The sequence below is a fragment of the Ovoidimarina sediminis genome (assembly GCF_032586175.1).
In the GTDB taxonomy this organism is placed as follows: domain Bacteria; phylum Pseudomonadota; class Alphaproteobacteria; order Rhodobacterales; family Rhodobacteraceae; genus Ovoidimarina; species Ovoidimarina sediminis.
Window position 1 is genome coordinate 157,234 of the sequence record NZ_JAWHTE010000001.1, and the last position, 13,900, is coordinate 171,133.

The following is a 13,900-nucleotide window of genomic DNA, read 5'->3' on the forward strand; positions in this document are numbered from 1 at the left end:
GTCAGAACCGGGTAGAGACGGTCACATCGAAACTGCGGGTCTTGTCGTAGCTTTCCGACTTGATCGCTTCGCTGAAGTTGAAGACAAGCGGGCCAAGCGCGGTTTCCCAGAAGATCGACAGGCCGATCGACGACCGCAGGTTGAACCCGTCATCCACCGAATCGACGCCGCCCGCGCCGTTCGTGTTGTCGAGGCCCCAGACCGATCCGACATCGAGGAACAGACCGCCCGAAATCCCGGCATCCTCCACCAGCCCGATGGGGAAGCCGAATTCGAACCGGGCGGAGACGAAGTTGTTGCCGGCCAGCGGATCCTGCGCCACGGCGTCCAGGTCCCTGGGGCCCATGCCCCGGAAGTCGAAGCCGCGCAGCTGCGAACTCGACAGGAAGAAGCGGTCGTTCACCGTCGTGATGTAATCGCCAAGCCCGGTCACGTTGCCCGCCTCGAAGACCGCGCGCACGGTGTAATCCTCGTTCCGGAACCGGCGCTGCGCGATCGCGGTGCCCTGGGTGCGGATGTATTCCACATCCCCGCCCACGCCCGCGAATTCCTGGCCGAACTGCAGAAGCACGCCGGCATTCCGGTCGATCCCGCGGTTCCGCGTGTCATAGGTCCAGGTATAGCCGATCGAGCTCTTGGTCCGGCTGCCCCGCTCCGCCTGCAGGATGGGAGAGTTGTTGGCACTCAGCTCGCCCAGGTCCTGGCTCAGGAAGGTGTAGGAGGTCGACAGCCGCGAGAACCGCCCGGTCGGGAAGCCAAGCCGCGCCTGTGCGCCCGTGCTCCGCGTCGTGAAGCTCGCGTTGTTGTTGTCGGTCTCGCGGTTGAAGATCGACAGCGTCAGCGCCAGGTCCCGGCCCAGAAGCGCGGGCTCGGTGAAGCTCAGCTGCGAGGTGCCCGATTCCGAGGTCGTATTCAGGTCGAAATTCAGGATCTGCCCGCGGCCCAGGAAGTTCCGCTCCGAAAAGTTCAGCGCCAGGCCAAGCCCGTTATCCGACGAATAGGACGCGCCCGCCCCAAGCGATCCGGTGGGCACTTCTTCCACGTCCACGTCGATCACCACCTGGTCGGGGGCCGAGCCTTCGCGCGAATTCACGTCGACGGTCGAAAAATAGTTCAACGCCCGGATCCGGTTCGACGCGGCGCGGATCTCGCGCGGGTTGAACGGGTCGCCCTCGACGGTGCGGAACTGGCGCCGGATCACCCGGTCAAGGGTGGTCTGGTTGCCCTCGATGTCGATCCGCTCCACGAAGATGCGCTCGCCGCGCACGATCGAGAACTCGATATCCAGCGTCTGGCTCCGGTCGTTCCGCGTCACCCGCGGATCGACCCGCACGAAATCGAGGCCGTCTTGCGTCGCAAGCTCCTCCATCCGCTCGATGGCGTTCTCCAGAAGCGTCGGCGAATAGACGGCGCCTTCGCGCAGCTTCGCCACCTTCAGATATGCCTCGGGGTCCACGGCATCGAGGTCGCTCGTGGCGCTCAGCGCGCCGAAGCGGAACTGCTGGCCCTCGCGCACCTGGAAGGTGATGAAGGTCGCGTTGCGCTCGCGCGCCAGTTCCGTGCTGACATCCAGCACCTCGAAATCGATATAGCCGCGCGACAGATAGAAATCGCGCAGCACGGTGATGTCGAATTCGATCCGGTCCGCCACGAACACGTCGTTGCGGAAGAAGGCGCGCAACAGCCCGGCCTGCTTCGTCTCCAGCACCCGCCGCAGCCGGCGGTCCGAATACACGCGGTTGCCCACGAAGGACACGCGCTGGTTCTCCACCACCCGGCCTTCCGTCACCTCGAAGACGAGGTCGACGCGATTCTCGCTCCGCCGGATGATCTTCGGCGTCACGGTCGCGGCCAGCAGGCCCTGGGATTCGTAGGCATCGACGATGTTCGACGCATCCTGCTGCGCCTGGGTGGGCGAGAACACCCGCCGCGGCGCGGACCGGACGACCTGCAACAGGTCCTCTTCGTCGAGCCGCCGGTTGCCTTCGATCGCGATGCGGTTGATCGTCGGGAATTCCTGCACCCGGATCAGAAGCGTGCCGCCCTGGGGCACAAGCTCGACACTCTCGAACAGCCCCGAATCCATCAGGTCCTGGAAGGCCTGGTTCAGCGCGCCGCTGCCGACGGTCTCTCCCGGCGCGATATCGGCATAGGACAGCACCGTCGCGTTATCGACCCGCTGGTTACCCTCCACCACGAATGTGCCGAACCGGTAGGACTGCGCCAGCGCCCCGTTCGGCACCGCGGAGACAAACACCGCCAGTGACAGAAGAAAGACACAGGCCGCCATCCAGCCTGCACGCCGGTCAAAGCGCCGGAAACCAGCGCTCCCCCACCATATATTGGTCATTACCGCTCGTTCCGCATAAACCTCGTGTGTTCACTGCGTAAAACGAATGCGGGGGGATGTCAAAACAGATGGGCCCCGCAGGGCCCGAATGTGTGGATTTTCGGGATCAGGTCCGGGGCCGCGCGGGGCGGCTCAGAACACGCCGATTTCGGCGATCAGATAGCTCGCGGCGAAAAGCGACAGCGCGATCAGCGCGACCGATACAAGATGGTCCTTGTAAAGATCGGTCATCACGGAAAATCCGGTCTGGGTCTCATTGGTGCGCATGGCGGGCCTCGCAGGAGGAAATAACACTATTCCCAAGGGGTAACCGCCGATTGTGGCCTGATTGCGGCTGAACCCTGCCGTTTCAGGGGCAGAAGAAATCGTTTGTCAGCGCGAACAGCATGAACGACAGCAGGATCGCAAGCCCCGCGCCCATCAGCACCCTGAGCGCGCGGTCGTTCGGCGGCCGTCCGCGCACCGCCTCGTAGGCGTGGAACACGAGATGCCCGCCGTCCAGCACGGGAATCGGCAGCAGGTTCAGAAGCCCCACGGCGGTCGACAGTACCGCGATGAAGCCGATGAAGTTCTCCCAGCCCATGCTGATCGTATCGCCCGAAACCCGCGCGATCGTCACCGGGCCGCGCACGTTGCAGGCCTGAATCTGCCCCGCCACCACGTTGTACAGCACCGACAGGCTCGACGTCGCCACGCCCACCGTCTGGTCCACGGCCCGCCCGAAGGCGTCGATCGGCCCCGCGGCTTCCGTCGCGGGCTCGAAGAACATGCTCCCATGGATGCCCAGAAGCCACCGGGTCTCGAACCCGCCTTCGTCCAGCGGCAGGTCCTCGCGCTTGGGGCGCACCGCGAATTCAAGCTCTTCCCCATCGCGCCAGACCGACAGCATCAGAACCCGCCCGTCGCTCGTGCCCACGTGGTCGCGCAATTCCTCGAACCGGATAACGGGCGCGCCGTCCACGGCGGTGATGACGTCGCCTTCCTGAAGGTCGACGGCCAGCGCCGCCGATTGCGGGTTCAGCCCGCTCACCACCGTCGGCAGCGGATGCGGCGCCATAACCTCGATCACCGCGCCGTCGCGGCGCACCTCGTAGGCCAGGAAAGGCTCCTGCGGCAGCGTGTCGAAATAATCGCCAAGCTCGTCGATGGGCGGCGTCGGTATGCCGGCGATCGATACAAGCTCGTCGCCCTCCAGAAGCTCCATGGGCTGAAACGGCATCGGCGCGATCAGGTGCACGGTCAGCGGATCGCGCGGCGCCCCGTTATAGAAGATCAGCCCCATGAAGACGATGATCGACAGGATGAAGTTGAACACCGGGCCCGCCGAGACCGTCAGCGCCCGCGCCCACAGCGGCGCGCCATGCATCGTCGCGCGGCGTTCCTCCGCCGACAGGCCCTCCACGGCCCCGGCATCGGGCGCACTCGCGGCATTCGCGTCGCCCTTGAATTTCACGTATCCGCCCAGCGGAATCGCGGCCACCTGCCACTGCGTCCCGCGCTTGTCGGTCCGCCGGAACAGCACCGGGCCGAACCCGATCGAGAACACATCCGCCCCGATCCCGGTCCACCGGCCCACGATGTAATGGCCGTATTCGTGGATCGCCACGATGATCGACAGCGCGACGATGAACGCCACGGCGGTCGTAAGGAAATTACCGAACGACGGGATCAGCCCGACCATATCCATGCGCTATGCCTGCCCTTTCGCCACGTCTTCCATCGCAAGCCGCCGTGCCTCCGCATCCGCGGCCACGACGTTGTCGAGCGTGATTTCGGCACTGATGTGGCGTCCGGCGGACATCTTTGCAAGAACTCTCTCGACGATATGCGCCATGTCGAGGAAGCCGATGCGCTCCGCGATGAAGGCGTCAAGCACCGCCTCCTTCGCCCCGTTGAACACCGCCCCGGCCAGCCCGCCGGTCTCCATCACCTCCCGCGCAAGCCTCAGCGCGGGCGAGCGCTCGGGGTCCGCGGCCCGGAAATTCAGCTGCCCGAGTTGCGCCAGATCCAGCCGCTCCACCGGCAGATCGCGCCGGTCGGGCCAGTTCAGCGCGAACCCGATCGCATGGCGCATGTCCGGGGGGCCCAGATGCGCCATCAGCGCCCCGTCGCGAAAACCTACCAGCGCGTGAATGATCGATTCCGGGTGAATGACGGTCTCGATCTGATCGGGCCTGACGCCGAAATATTCCTTGGTTTCAATCAGCTCCAGTGCCTTGTTGAACATGGTGGCACTGTCGATCGTGATCCGCTGCCCCATGTCCCAGTTCGGATGCGACGAGGCTTCGGCCAGCGTCGCACGCCGCAGCTTCTCCAAGGGCCAGTCCCGGAACGCGCCCCCCGAAGCGGTGATGATCACCCGCTCGACGGCGGCCATATCCTCGCCGATCAGCGCCTGGAACACCGCAGAATGCTCGCTGTCGACCGGCAGCACGGTCGCCCCGTGCGCCGCCGCCGTCGCCATCAGCAGCGGCCCCGCGGTCACGAGGCTTTCCTTGTTCGCAAGCGCCAGCGTCCGGCCCTGCTCCAGCGCCTTCAGGCCCGGCGGAAGCCCCGCGGCGCCCACGATCGCCGACATCACCCAGTCCGCGGGCCGCTCGGCCGCCTCGCAGATCGCGCCCGCGCCCGCGGCCGTCTCGATCCCGGTCCCGGCCAGCGCCTCCCGCAGATCGGGCAGGCAGTCTTCATGCGCCGTCACCGCGAGCCCGGCCTTCAGCGCCCGCGCCTGCCCGGCCAGCTTCGCCACGTTCCGCCCGCCGGTCAGCGCCACCACCTCGAAATCGTCCGGCGCCTCCGCGATCAGCGACACCGTGTTGCAGCCGATCGAACCGGTGGCGCCGAAAATCGAAACCCTGCGCGTCATGCTCCAGCCCTCTACAGGATCGGCGGCGGCGGAAAATCGACGATCTGCTCGATCAGCAGAAGGAAGATCGACGCGCCCAGCATCGAATCGAACCGGTCCAGTAGCCCGCCATGCCCCGGGATCAGCGCCGAGGAATCCTTGATCCCCGACCGCCGCTTCAGCGCGCTTTCGGCCACGTCGCCCAATTGGCTCGCCATCGACAGCGCCACCGCGATCCCCAGAAGCTCCCAGCCCACGCCCGCCTTCTCGGTGACAAAGGGGATCGACACCGCCCCGGCCAGCACCCAGCCCGCCACCGTGCCCGACCACGTCTTCTTCGGGCTCACCTTGGGCCAGATCTTCGGCCCCCCGATGATCCGCCCGGCGAAATAGCCCCCCACATCGGTGGCCACCACCAGAAGCGCCAGCCACGCCATCCAGATGAACCCGAATTCGTCGCGCAGGAACATCAGCCCGTAGCCCGCGATCATGATCGCCACGGTGAAGATCGCGTATTGGGTGCGGTTGCCGCGCATCCCCTCGGCCCGGAACAGGCCCGGCGCGATCAGAAGCGGCAGGGCAAACCCGCCGGGGATCTCGCCGGCCACCAGCATCGCGGCGCCCGCGCCAAGCGCGGGCCAGAGCGCCCTCTCCCCCGCCCCGGTCATCCGGGCAAGCTCCCAGACCATCACGGCCGACAGAAGGGCGACGAAGATGTGAAACGGCAACCCGCCCAGCCAGACGGCGCCCAGCCCGATCCCCGCCATCAGCGCGCCCGACAGAACGCGCGACACGAGGTCGTCCCATCGCCCCCCAGCGGTCGGCCTGTCCCTATCCCCGGACGGCGCCAAACCTTCGCTCTCGTTTTGAGAAGCTGCCGACCACCCGGGCAAACTCGTCGCGCGAGAAATCGGGCCAGAGCGTGTCGATGAACTCGTATTCCGAATAGGCCGACTGCCAGAGCAGGAAGTTCGAAATCCGCGCCTCTCCGCTCGTGCGGATCACCAGGTCGGGGTCGGGCAGCACATAGGTATCGAGGTATCTCGCCAGCGTCTCGGCATCCACCGTCTCGGGGTCCAGCCGGCCCGCCGCCACCTCCCGCGCCAGCCGCTTCGTGGCCCGCGCCACCTCGTCGCGCCCGCCATAGTTCAGCGCGATGGTCAGGTGCACCGTGTCGTTATGGGCGGTCACAAGCTCCAGCTCGTCCATCAGCCGCACCAGCGTCTCGTCCAGCCGCATCCGGTCGCCGATGAAGCGCACGCAGATGCCGTTGTCGATCAGATTCTGCGATTCCCGGGTGATGTAGCGGCGGAACATCTTCATCAGGCCCGACACTTCCGCCTGGGTCCGCTTCCAGTTCTCGGTCGAGAAGGCGAAGACGGTCAGGTATTTCACACCAAGATCGGGGCAGGCCTCGACGATCTCGCGCACCCGCTTGCCGCCGGCGTGGTGGCCGTAAAGCCGCGGCCGCCCCCGCGCCTGCGCCCAGCGTCCGTTGCCGTCCATGATGATGGCGACGTGCTTGGGCCCCTCGGGGCGATGGGTCTTCGGCGTCGTGCTGCTCGTCACGGGGCCTGTCCTTTCGGGTTCAGGGAGGCAGAGGCAGGTCAGACCTGCATGATCTCCTCCTGTTTCGCCTCGAGCGCGGCATCGATCCGCTTGATCTGCGCGTCGGTCAGCTCCTGCACCTCGTCCGCCCAGATCTTGTGATCGTCCTCGCCCATGCCCCCCGCCTTCAGCTTCTTCAGCTGGTCCATCCCGTCCCGCCGCACGTTGCGGATCGCCACGCGCGCGCTTTCGGCGTATTGCGCCGCAACCTTCGTCAGCTCCCGCCGGCGCTCTTCGTTGAGCTCCGGAATGGGCAGCCGGATGATCGTGCCGTCGATCACCGGGTTGATCCCCAAACCCGATTCCCGGATCGCCTTTTCCGCCTTCGACACGATCGCCTTGTCCCAGATGTTGATGGTCAGCATCCGGGCTTCTGGCACGTTGACCGTTCCAACCTGGTTAATCGGCGTCATCGCCCCATAGGCGTCCACCATGATCGGCTCGACCATGCTGGCCGAGGCGCGCCCCGTCCTCAGCGACTGGAACTCGTGGCGAAGCGCGGTCATCGCGCCCTCCATCCGCCGCTGCAGATCGTCAATATCCAGCTCTTCGTCCGACACCCGCTGACCTCATCTTCCTGAGAACGGCTTTTACCGCAGTTTTCAGCGTTATAGCGGCAGGACTGAGGCAATGTATAGGCCTTGAACGGTCATCGGCGGCCGCCCCCGCCCGAAATCGCCGGGACGAGCGGGTCTGCGCCCGCGTCGCGCCGGGCTCAGGCGCTATTCGATCCTGAAGGCGCCCGGCGGGCCCTGGCGCGTCCCGTAGACGAACCTGACCTCGACGGTCATCTTCAGCCGGACGTGATCCCTGGGCGCGCCGTCGAGCCAGGCAAAAAAGACACGGGCCGTTCCGCCCCCCTCGTCACTCCGGAGCGCGATCGGCACGTCGGGAAAGATGTGATACGCATCGTCCCCCTCCACGACGTCAAGCAGCAGCCCGAATTCCCCGATCCCCGGTTCGAACCCGTCCGGAAGGCCAACCCGGAAGCTCAGGGTCCCGGCATCGTCGCATGAAGATCCCGGCGGCTCGGTGCCCCGCGTCAGGTGCGCGTCGGACAGGATCGGGCGCGGGATGTCTCCGATTGCGATATCCCCCGTGACGACACCCGGCTCATAGGGGCCACCGACATCGAAGCTGCAGGCCAGCGCGGAAGTTGCAGACAGCGACAGGGCAAGGGCAAGCACAAGGCGCAACATGTCCACCGGCCCTCCAGGAATTCGTCTCACGCCTGCCTCCCATCGATCCAAAGGGCCACTTGCAGTCCACGGGTACACGCCACCGCCCGGTCGTCAGGACCATTGCCATGACCGCAAAGGCCCGCCCGCCCCTTCATGTGGCCGTAAATATCCCGGGGAGCGCGAGGGGCTGGCCCCTCGCTCCTCACTCGACGATCGTGAACGTCCCCTTACCCGCCAGGATGCCCCGGAACCCCCCGGGCTCATCGAGCGAGAACACGATGATCGGCAGGTCGTTGTCGCGCGCCAGCGCGATCGCCGAGGCATCCATCACGCCCAGATGCTGCGCCAGCACGTCGTCATAGCTGATCCGGTCGAAGCGCTTGGCATCCGCATGGGCCTTCGGGTCCTTGTCATAGACGCCATCCACCTTCGTGCCTTTGAAGATCGCCTCGCAACTCATTTCATTGGCACGCAAAGTCGCCGCCGTATCGGTGGTGAAATAGGGGTTCCCGGTGCCCGCGGCAAAGATGCAGACCCGCTTCTTTTCGAGGTGCCGCACCGCGCGGCGCCGGATATAGGGCTCCGCAACCTCGTCCATCCGGATCGCGCTGATCACCCGCGTGTGGATGCCAAGCGCCTCCAGCGCGGCCTGCATCGCCAGCGCGTTCATCACCGTCGCCAGCATCCCCATGTAATCGGCGGTCGTCCGCTCCATCCCCTGCGCGGATCCCTGCAGGCCGCGAAAGATGTTGCCGCCCCCGATCACCATGCAGATCTCGACGCCAAGCTCGTGCACCGATTGCACCTCGCGGGCGATCCGCGCCACCGTCGGCGGGTGCAGGCCATAGCCCTGGTCGCCCATCAGCGCCTCGCCCGAGATCTTCAGAAGCACGCGGGAATAGCGCGTCGCGGGGCCATCCCCGGAGGTGTCGTCTGTCATCGTCTGCGCGTCCATCCCTGCCCTCGCTTTTCTTGGCGCCGAAAATGTCGGAAAACGCCGCGGGCTTCAACGGCGAAGGTGAGGGACGGGGGTGCTGGAGCGGATCGACGACATTCTGAACCGGCTCGACCCCGGAGAACCGGTGCTGATCGCGGGGCCGACGGCCAGCGGCAAGTCGGCGCTCGCGCTTGCCATCGCCGAGGCGCAGGGCGGCCGGATCATCAATGCCGACGCGCTCCAGGTCTATGCCGACTGGCGTATTCTCACCGCGCGGCCCGGGGCGGAGGATCTCGCCCGCGCCCCCCACGCGCTTTACGGCCACGTCCCGGGCGACCGGCCCTATTCCGTGGGCGACTGGCTGCGCGATCTGAAACCTCTCCTCGACGGCCCCCGCCCGATCGTCACCGGCGGCACCGGGCTCTATTTCACCGCGCTCACCGAAGGGCTCGCCGATATCCCGCCCACGCCGCCCGGGATTCGCGCCCGCGCCGATGCGCGGCTGGCGGAAGACGGCCCCGAAGCGCTTCTGGCAGAGCTCGACCCCGAGACGGCCGCCCGCATCGACCGGCAGAACCCGGTCCGCATCCAGCGCGCCTGGGAAGTCCTGCGCACCACCGGCCGCGGCCTCGCCGCCTGGCAGGACGAGACCGGCCCGCCGCTTCTGCCCCTGGCCGACACCCAGCCACTCCTCCTCACCGCCGAACGCGACTGGCTCACACCCCGCATCGAACGCCGCTTCGACGCCATGCTGGCCGAGGGCGTTCTTGACGAGGCGCGCGCGAACCGCGCGTCCTGGCGCCCCGATCTGCCGTCTGCCAAGGCGATCGGCGCGGCCGAGCTCATGGCCCATCTCGACGGCCACCTCTCCCTCGACGCGCTGAAAACGGCGGTGTCCACCCTCACGCGACAATATGCCAAACGGCAACGCACCTGGTTCCGAAGCCGCCTTTCGGCCTGGCCGACCCTTCCCTGCCATTGACGCGCGGGCGAAATTAACCAAGAACGGGCAGGTCTGTTTGCGGGCCCTGCCAGGCCCCTATCAAGAGTGCCGAGGCTGGGGGGCTTCGCATGCTGAAACTGAGGGATCCGAACGCGGAGTTCCGCGTGGCCTCGCTGATGCGTCTCAGCCAGGGGGGGCGCTGGCGCACGGAAGCGCAGCGCAGCTACGTGCGCCCTCTGCTCATCTGGTTCACCCGCGGCCAGGGCCGCTTCACCGTCGCCGGGCAAACCCGCGGCTACGGCCCCCACAACGCGATCTTCGTGCCGGGCAACACGATGCACGGCTTCGACATGCTGGGCCAGGTCCTCGGCACGGCGATCTTCTTTCCCGAAGATCTCAAGGCCGAACTGCCCGACGAACCGATGCACCTGAGGCTGCGCGACGGGTTCCTCCAGGCCGAGCTCACCGCCCTCGTCGACGCGCTCGAACGCGAGGCGACGCAGCAGAAACCCGGCGCCGAACGCGCCATGATGCACTATGGCGGGCTGATCGCAGTCTGGCTCGAACGCCACGGCGATCTCTCAGATCCGGCACTCGAACCCACCGCAAGCCAGCGCCTCACCAACGCCTTCGCGGCCCTGGTCGAGCGCGATTTCCGCTCCGGCAAGGGCGTGTCGCACTATGCCGAAAAGCTCGGCGTCACGCCCACGCACCTGACCCGCGCCTGCCGCCAGTCGAACGGCAAAAGCGCCTCGCGCTTCCTCGCCGACCGCGTGCATTACGAGGCCTGCCGGCTTCTCAGCGAAACCGACATGCCGATCAAGGATATCGCCCGCCGCCTGGGCTTCGGCTCGGCGGCCTATTTCAGCCGGACGTTCTCGGGCGCGGCGGGCCAAAGCCCAAGCGCCTTCCGCGCCAGAAGCTGACGCAAGCGCAACCGCCTTCGGCGCACCGCCCAAACCCCTGAAACATCACGCCAAATCCGGCCAGCCTCGCGCCGCCCATGTCGGTTTTGAAACAGGCCGATGTCGTTTTTTTGCGCAGATGGGGCGGTCACAGGCGTTGACCTGCCGGGGTTTTCCATGCCGAATACAGGCAGAGGGGGTGCGCGCCTGCAGAACTTCGCGACGCCGCGGCGGTCCGCCGTACGGGGCCTCGAAACACCGCAGGCCGGGTACAGCCCGATAACAACGAATAAAGTCTCACAGGGAGAAGCACGAGACATGCGGAGAAGAACTCTTACCGGCAAGCCCATGCACCGGGCCGCCGAAATGTACATCAGGGATTTCAAGGCAGGCAAAATGAGCCGCCGCGAATTCATGACATACGCCACCACCGTCGGCCTCACCGCGGCCACGGCTGGCTCGATCATCGGCGCGCGGCCTGCCCGCGCCGGCGGCCACATCCAGCAGGGCGGCACGCTCCGGATCCAGATGGAAGTCCACGGCATGACAGAGCCGCGGATCTACCAGTGGTCCGAAATGGGCAACCAGACCCGCGGGCTTCTGGAACATCTCGTCCACTACAACGCGGACGGCTCGTTCACGCCCGTCCTGCTCGACAGCTGGGAAATCAACGACGACGCCACCGAATACCGCCTGAACCTGCGTCAGGGGGTGAAGTGGAACAACGGCGACGATTTCACCTCCGCCGACGTGGCGGCCAACTTCGAAGGCTGGTGCGACACCACCGTGGAAGGCTCGTCCATGCCGGGCCGCATGGGCTCGCTCGTCGATCCCGACACGGGCGTCCTGCGCGCGGGCGCGATCGAAACGCCGGATGATCACACCGTCGTCCTCAAACTGCCCACGCCCGACATCACCATCATCGCGGGCATCGCCGACTATCCGGCCGCCGTGGTCCACCGCACCAAGATCGGCGTGAACCACATCGACGAAGGCGGATCGGCGCTCGGCACCGGCGCCTACATGCTCGAAGACTACTCGGTGGGCGAAAAGTCGGTCTGGGTGAAGAACCCCAACCACACCTGGTGGAACGCCGACAACGGCGCCTATCTCGACCGGGTCGAGTTCATCGATTACGGCACCGATCCGGCGACCATCCTCGCCGCCGTCGAGGCCGAGGAAGTCGACATGGTCTATGAAACCGTGGGCGATTTCGTCGACATTCTCGACGGGCTCGGCCTCGTCCGCTCCGAGGCGCAGACGGCGGCCACGATCATCTGCCGCCCGAACGCGATCACCGAGGTGGACGGGATGAAGCCCTATGCCGACGTCCGCGTCCGCAAGGCGCTGGCCATGGCGGTCGACAACGCGGTCGTGCTCGAACTGGGCTATGCGGGCCGCGGCAACGTCGCCGAAAACCACCACGTCTCGCCGATCCATCCGGCCTATGCCGAACTGCCGCCGCTCACGGTCGATCCGGCCGGCGCCGCGGCGCTGATGGAAGAAGCGGGCATGATGGATTACGAGCACGAGATCCACTCGCTCGACGACGGGTGGGAACGCGACTCGACCGATGCCATCGCCGCCCAGCTCCGCGACGCGGGCTTCAAGGTGAAGCGGACGGTTCTGCCCGGCTCGACCTACTGGAACGACTGGCAGAAATATCCCTTCTCCTCGACGACCTGGAACCAGCGGCCCTTCGGCACGCAGGTCCTCACCCTCGCCTACACCTCGAACGCGGTGTGGAACGAGACGGGCTTCGCGAACGAAGAGTTCGACCGGATCCTGGCCGAGGCGAACGCCATCGCCGACGCCGACCAGCGCCGCGAGAAGATGCGCCGGCTGGAAGAGATCATGCAGGAAGAAGGCGTGATCATTCAGCCGTTCTGGCGCTCGATCTACAACCACTACACCGAGAACGTGGTGAACGCGGAGATGCATCCGCAGTTCGAGATCAAGTACCAGCACATCGGCCTCGCGGGCTGATAGAAAACCGGAAGGGCCGCCGCGGTGATCGCAGCGGCCCTTTCCGCAAGGGAGGAACCGATCGCCGGACACGCGGCGACGGCACGCCAACGGGGACTATCAGATGGCTCAATTCATCCTGCGCCGCTTCGGCGTGATGATCCTTACCGCGCTCGTCCTGACATTCATCGTCTTCCTGCTGACGAACCTCTACCCCAACCTCGAAAAGGTGGCGAAGTTCGAAGGCAACGTGCGGATGACCGATGAACAGGTCGCAAGCTGGCTGAACAAGAACGGCTACACCCAGCCGGTTCTGAAACGCTACGGCGAATGGCTGGGCGTCATGCCGGGCTGGACGCGCACGGAAAACGGCGTCACCACCGGGCGCTGCGTCAAAAGCCCGGAAACAGCGGCCGACGCGCCCACCTTCTGCGGCGTGCTGCAGGGCGACTGGGGCTATTCCACGGTGTTCAAGGACGATGTGGGGCCGATCATCTCCGAACGTCTCGGGCTCACCGGCAAGCTGATGTTCTGGGTCATGGTGCTCATGGTCCCCTCCGCCCTTCTCGTGGGCGTGCTGGCGGGGATGCGCGAAGGCTCCCGCCTCGACCGTTCGCTCTCCACCTTCTCGATCGCCTCCACGGCGACGCCGGAATACGTCTCGGGCGTCATCTTCATCACGATCTTCGCCTCCTCGGCCACCGGGCTCAAATGGTTCAAGGGCACGGCCACCGCCGCCGCCGACAACGCGACGTTCGAAAACTTCTTCCTGCCGGTGCTGACGATCGCGCTCTACGGCATGGGCTACATCGCCCGGATGACGCGGGCCTCGATGACAGAGGTGATGACGGCCCAGTACATCCGCACCGCGCGGCTGAAGGGCGTCTCCTTCCGCAACATCGTCCTGAAACACGCGCTCCGGAACGCGCTGATCGCCCCCTTCACGGTGATCATGCTGCAATTCCCCTGGCTCCTGAACGGCGTCGTCATCGTCGAGACGCTCTTCAACTACAAGGGCTTCGGCTGGACGCTGGTGCAGGCCGCCGGCAACAACGACATCGAACTCCTGCTGGCCTGCTCGGTCGTCGCGGTCTTCGTCGTCCTCGTGACGCAGCTCATATCCGATATCGGCTACGTCTTCCTCAACCCACGCATCCGGATCGCATAAG

Annotated in this window: 13 protein-coding genes; 4 read left to right on the plus strand and 9 right to left on the minus strand. The window is 66.1% G+C overall.

Annotated elements, in window-relative coordinates:
• Position 1: 1 nt before the first annotated feature.
• The 9 genes from bamA to pyrH form a co-directional block, all read right to left on the minus strand.
• Positions 2–2,350, minus strand: a complete 2,349-nt coding sequence (bamA, locus tag RXV90_RS00780; RefSeq protein WP_316646320.1) for an outer membrane protein assembly factor BamA — start codon at positions 2,348–2,350, stop codon at positions 2–4.
• Between the two features lie 132 nt (positions 2,351–2,482).
• Entirely contained in the window at positions 2,483–2,617 is a 135-nt protein-coding gene (locus tag RXV90_RS00785; RefSeq protein WP_316646321.1) for a hypothetical protein, read from the minus strand.
• Positions 2,618–2,699: 82 nt separating this feature from the next.
• Positions 2,700–4,037: an RIP metalloprotease RseP gene (gene rseP, locus RXV90_RS00790; protein ID WP_316646322.1), complete on the minus strand. Its 1,338-nt coding sequence runs from the start codon at positions 4,035–4,037 to the stop codon at positions 2,700–2,702.
• Positions 4,038–4,040: 3 nt separating this feature from the next.
• Positions 4,041–5,213, minus strand: a complete 1,173-nt coding sequence (gene dxr / locus RXV90_RS00795; protein WP_316646323.1) for a 1-deoxy-D-xylulose-5-phosphate reductoisomerase — start codon at positions 5,211–5,213, stop codon at positions 4,041–4,043.
• An 11-nt stretch (positions 5,214–5,224) separates the two neighbouring features.
• A complete protein-coding gene (locus RXV90_RS00800) occupies positions 5,225–5,986 on the minus strand; it encodes a phosphatidate cytidylyltransferase (protein WP_316646324.1) in 762 nt (253 codons plus the stop codon).
• Positions 5,987–6,023: 37 nt separating this feature from the next.
• Entirely contained in the window at positions 6,024–6,761 is a 738-nt protein-coding gene (gene uppS, locus RXV90_RS00805) for a polyprenyl diphosphate synthase (protein WP_316646325.1), read from the minus strand.
• Between the two features lie 38 nt (positions 6,762–6,799).
• Entirely contained in the window at positions 6,800–7,360 is a 561-nt protein-coding gene (gene frr, locus RXV90_RS00810; protein WP_316646326.1) for a ribosome recycling factor, read from the minus strand.
• 162 nt (positions 7,361–7,522) lie between these two features.
• Entirely contained in the window at positions 7,523–8,029 is a 507-nt protein-coding gene (locus tag RXV90_RS00815; RefSeq protein ID WP_316646327.1) for a hypothetical protein, read from the minus strand.
• Between the two features lie 154 nt (positions 8,030–8,183).
• Positions 8,184–8,921, minus strand: a complete 738-nt coding sequence (gene pyrH, locus RXV90_RS00820; protein ID WP_316646328.1) for a UMP kinase — start codon at positions 8,919–8,921, stop codon at positions 8,184–8,186.
• A gap of 91 nt (positions 8,922–9,012) precedes the next feature.
• On the opposite strand from pyrH, the gene miaA reads away from it, so the two are divergent.
• The 4 genes from miaA (at position 9,013) to RXV90_RS00840 (ending at position 13,899) form a co-directional block, all read left to right on the plus strand.
• Entirely contained in the window at positions 9,013–9,900 is an 888-nt protein-coding gene (miaA, locus tag RXV90_RS00825; protein WP_316646329.1) for a tRNA (adenosine(37)-N6)-dimethylallyltransferase MiaA, read from the plus strand.
• 89 nt (positions 9,901–9,989) lie between these two features.
• Entirely contained in the window at positions 9,990–10,787 is a 798-nt protein-coding gene (locus tag RXV90_RS00830) for a helix-turn-helix transcriptional regulator (protein ID WP_316646330.1), read from the plus strand.
• A 297-nt stretch (positions 10,788–11,084) separates the two neighbouring features.
• On the plus strand, positions 11,085–12,752 hold the full coding sequence (locus RXV90_RS00835) for an ABC transporter substrate-binding protein (protein ID WP_316646331.1): 1,668 nt from the start codon (positions 11,085–11,087) through the stop codon (positions 12,750–12,752).
• Between the two features lie 103 nt (positions 12,753–12,855).
• Positions 12,856–13,899, plus strand: coding sequence for an ABC transporter permease (locus RXV90_RS00840; protein ID WP_316646332.1), 1,044 nt, complete (start codon positions 12,856–12,858; stop codon positions 13,897–13,899).
• The last annotated feature ends 1 nt before the right edge of the window (position 13,900 follow it).

Excerpts from the sequence above, each read along its gene's own strand:
- pyrH (WP_316646328.1), bottom strand. The coding sequence starts at position 8,921 with ATGACAGACGACACCTCCGGGGATGGCCCCGCGACGCGCTATTCCCGC.
- rseP (WP_316646322.1), bottom strand. The coding sequence starts at position 4,037 with ATGGATATGGTCGGGCTGATCCCGTCGTTCGGTAATTTCCTTACGACC.
- RXV90_RS00840 (WP_316646332.1), top strand. The coding sequence starts at position 12,856 with ATGGCTCAATTCATCCTGCGCCGCTTCGGCGTGATGATCCTTACCGCG.
- RXV90_RS00785 (WP_316646321.1), bottom strand. The coding sequence starts at position 2,617 with ATGCGCACCAATGAGACCCAGACCGGATTTTCCGTGATGACCGATCTT.
- RXV90_RS00835 (WP_316646331.1), top strand. The coding sequence starts at position 11,085 with ATGCGGAGAAGAACTCTTACCGGCAAGCCCATGCACCGGGCCGCCGAA.
- RXV90_RS00830 (WP_316646330.1), top strand. The coding sequence starts at position 9,990 with ATGCTGAAACTGAGGGATCCGAACGCGGAGTTCCGCGTGGCCTCGCTG.
- bamA (WP_316646320.1), bottom strand. The coding sequence starts at position 2,350 with ATGACCAATATATGGTGGGGGAGCGCTGGTTTCCGGCGCTTTGACCGG.
- dxr (WP_316646323.1), bottom strand. The coding sequence starts at position 5,213 with ATGACGCGCAGGGTTTCGATTTTCGGCGCCACCGGTTCGATCGGCTGC.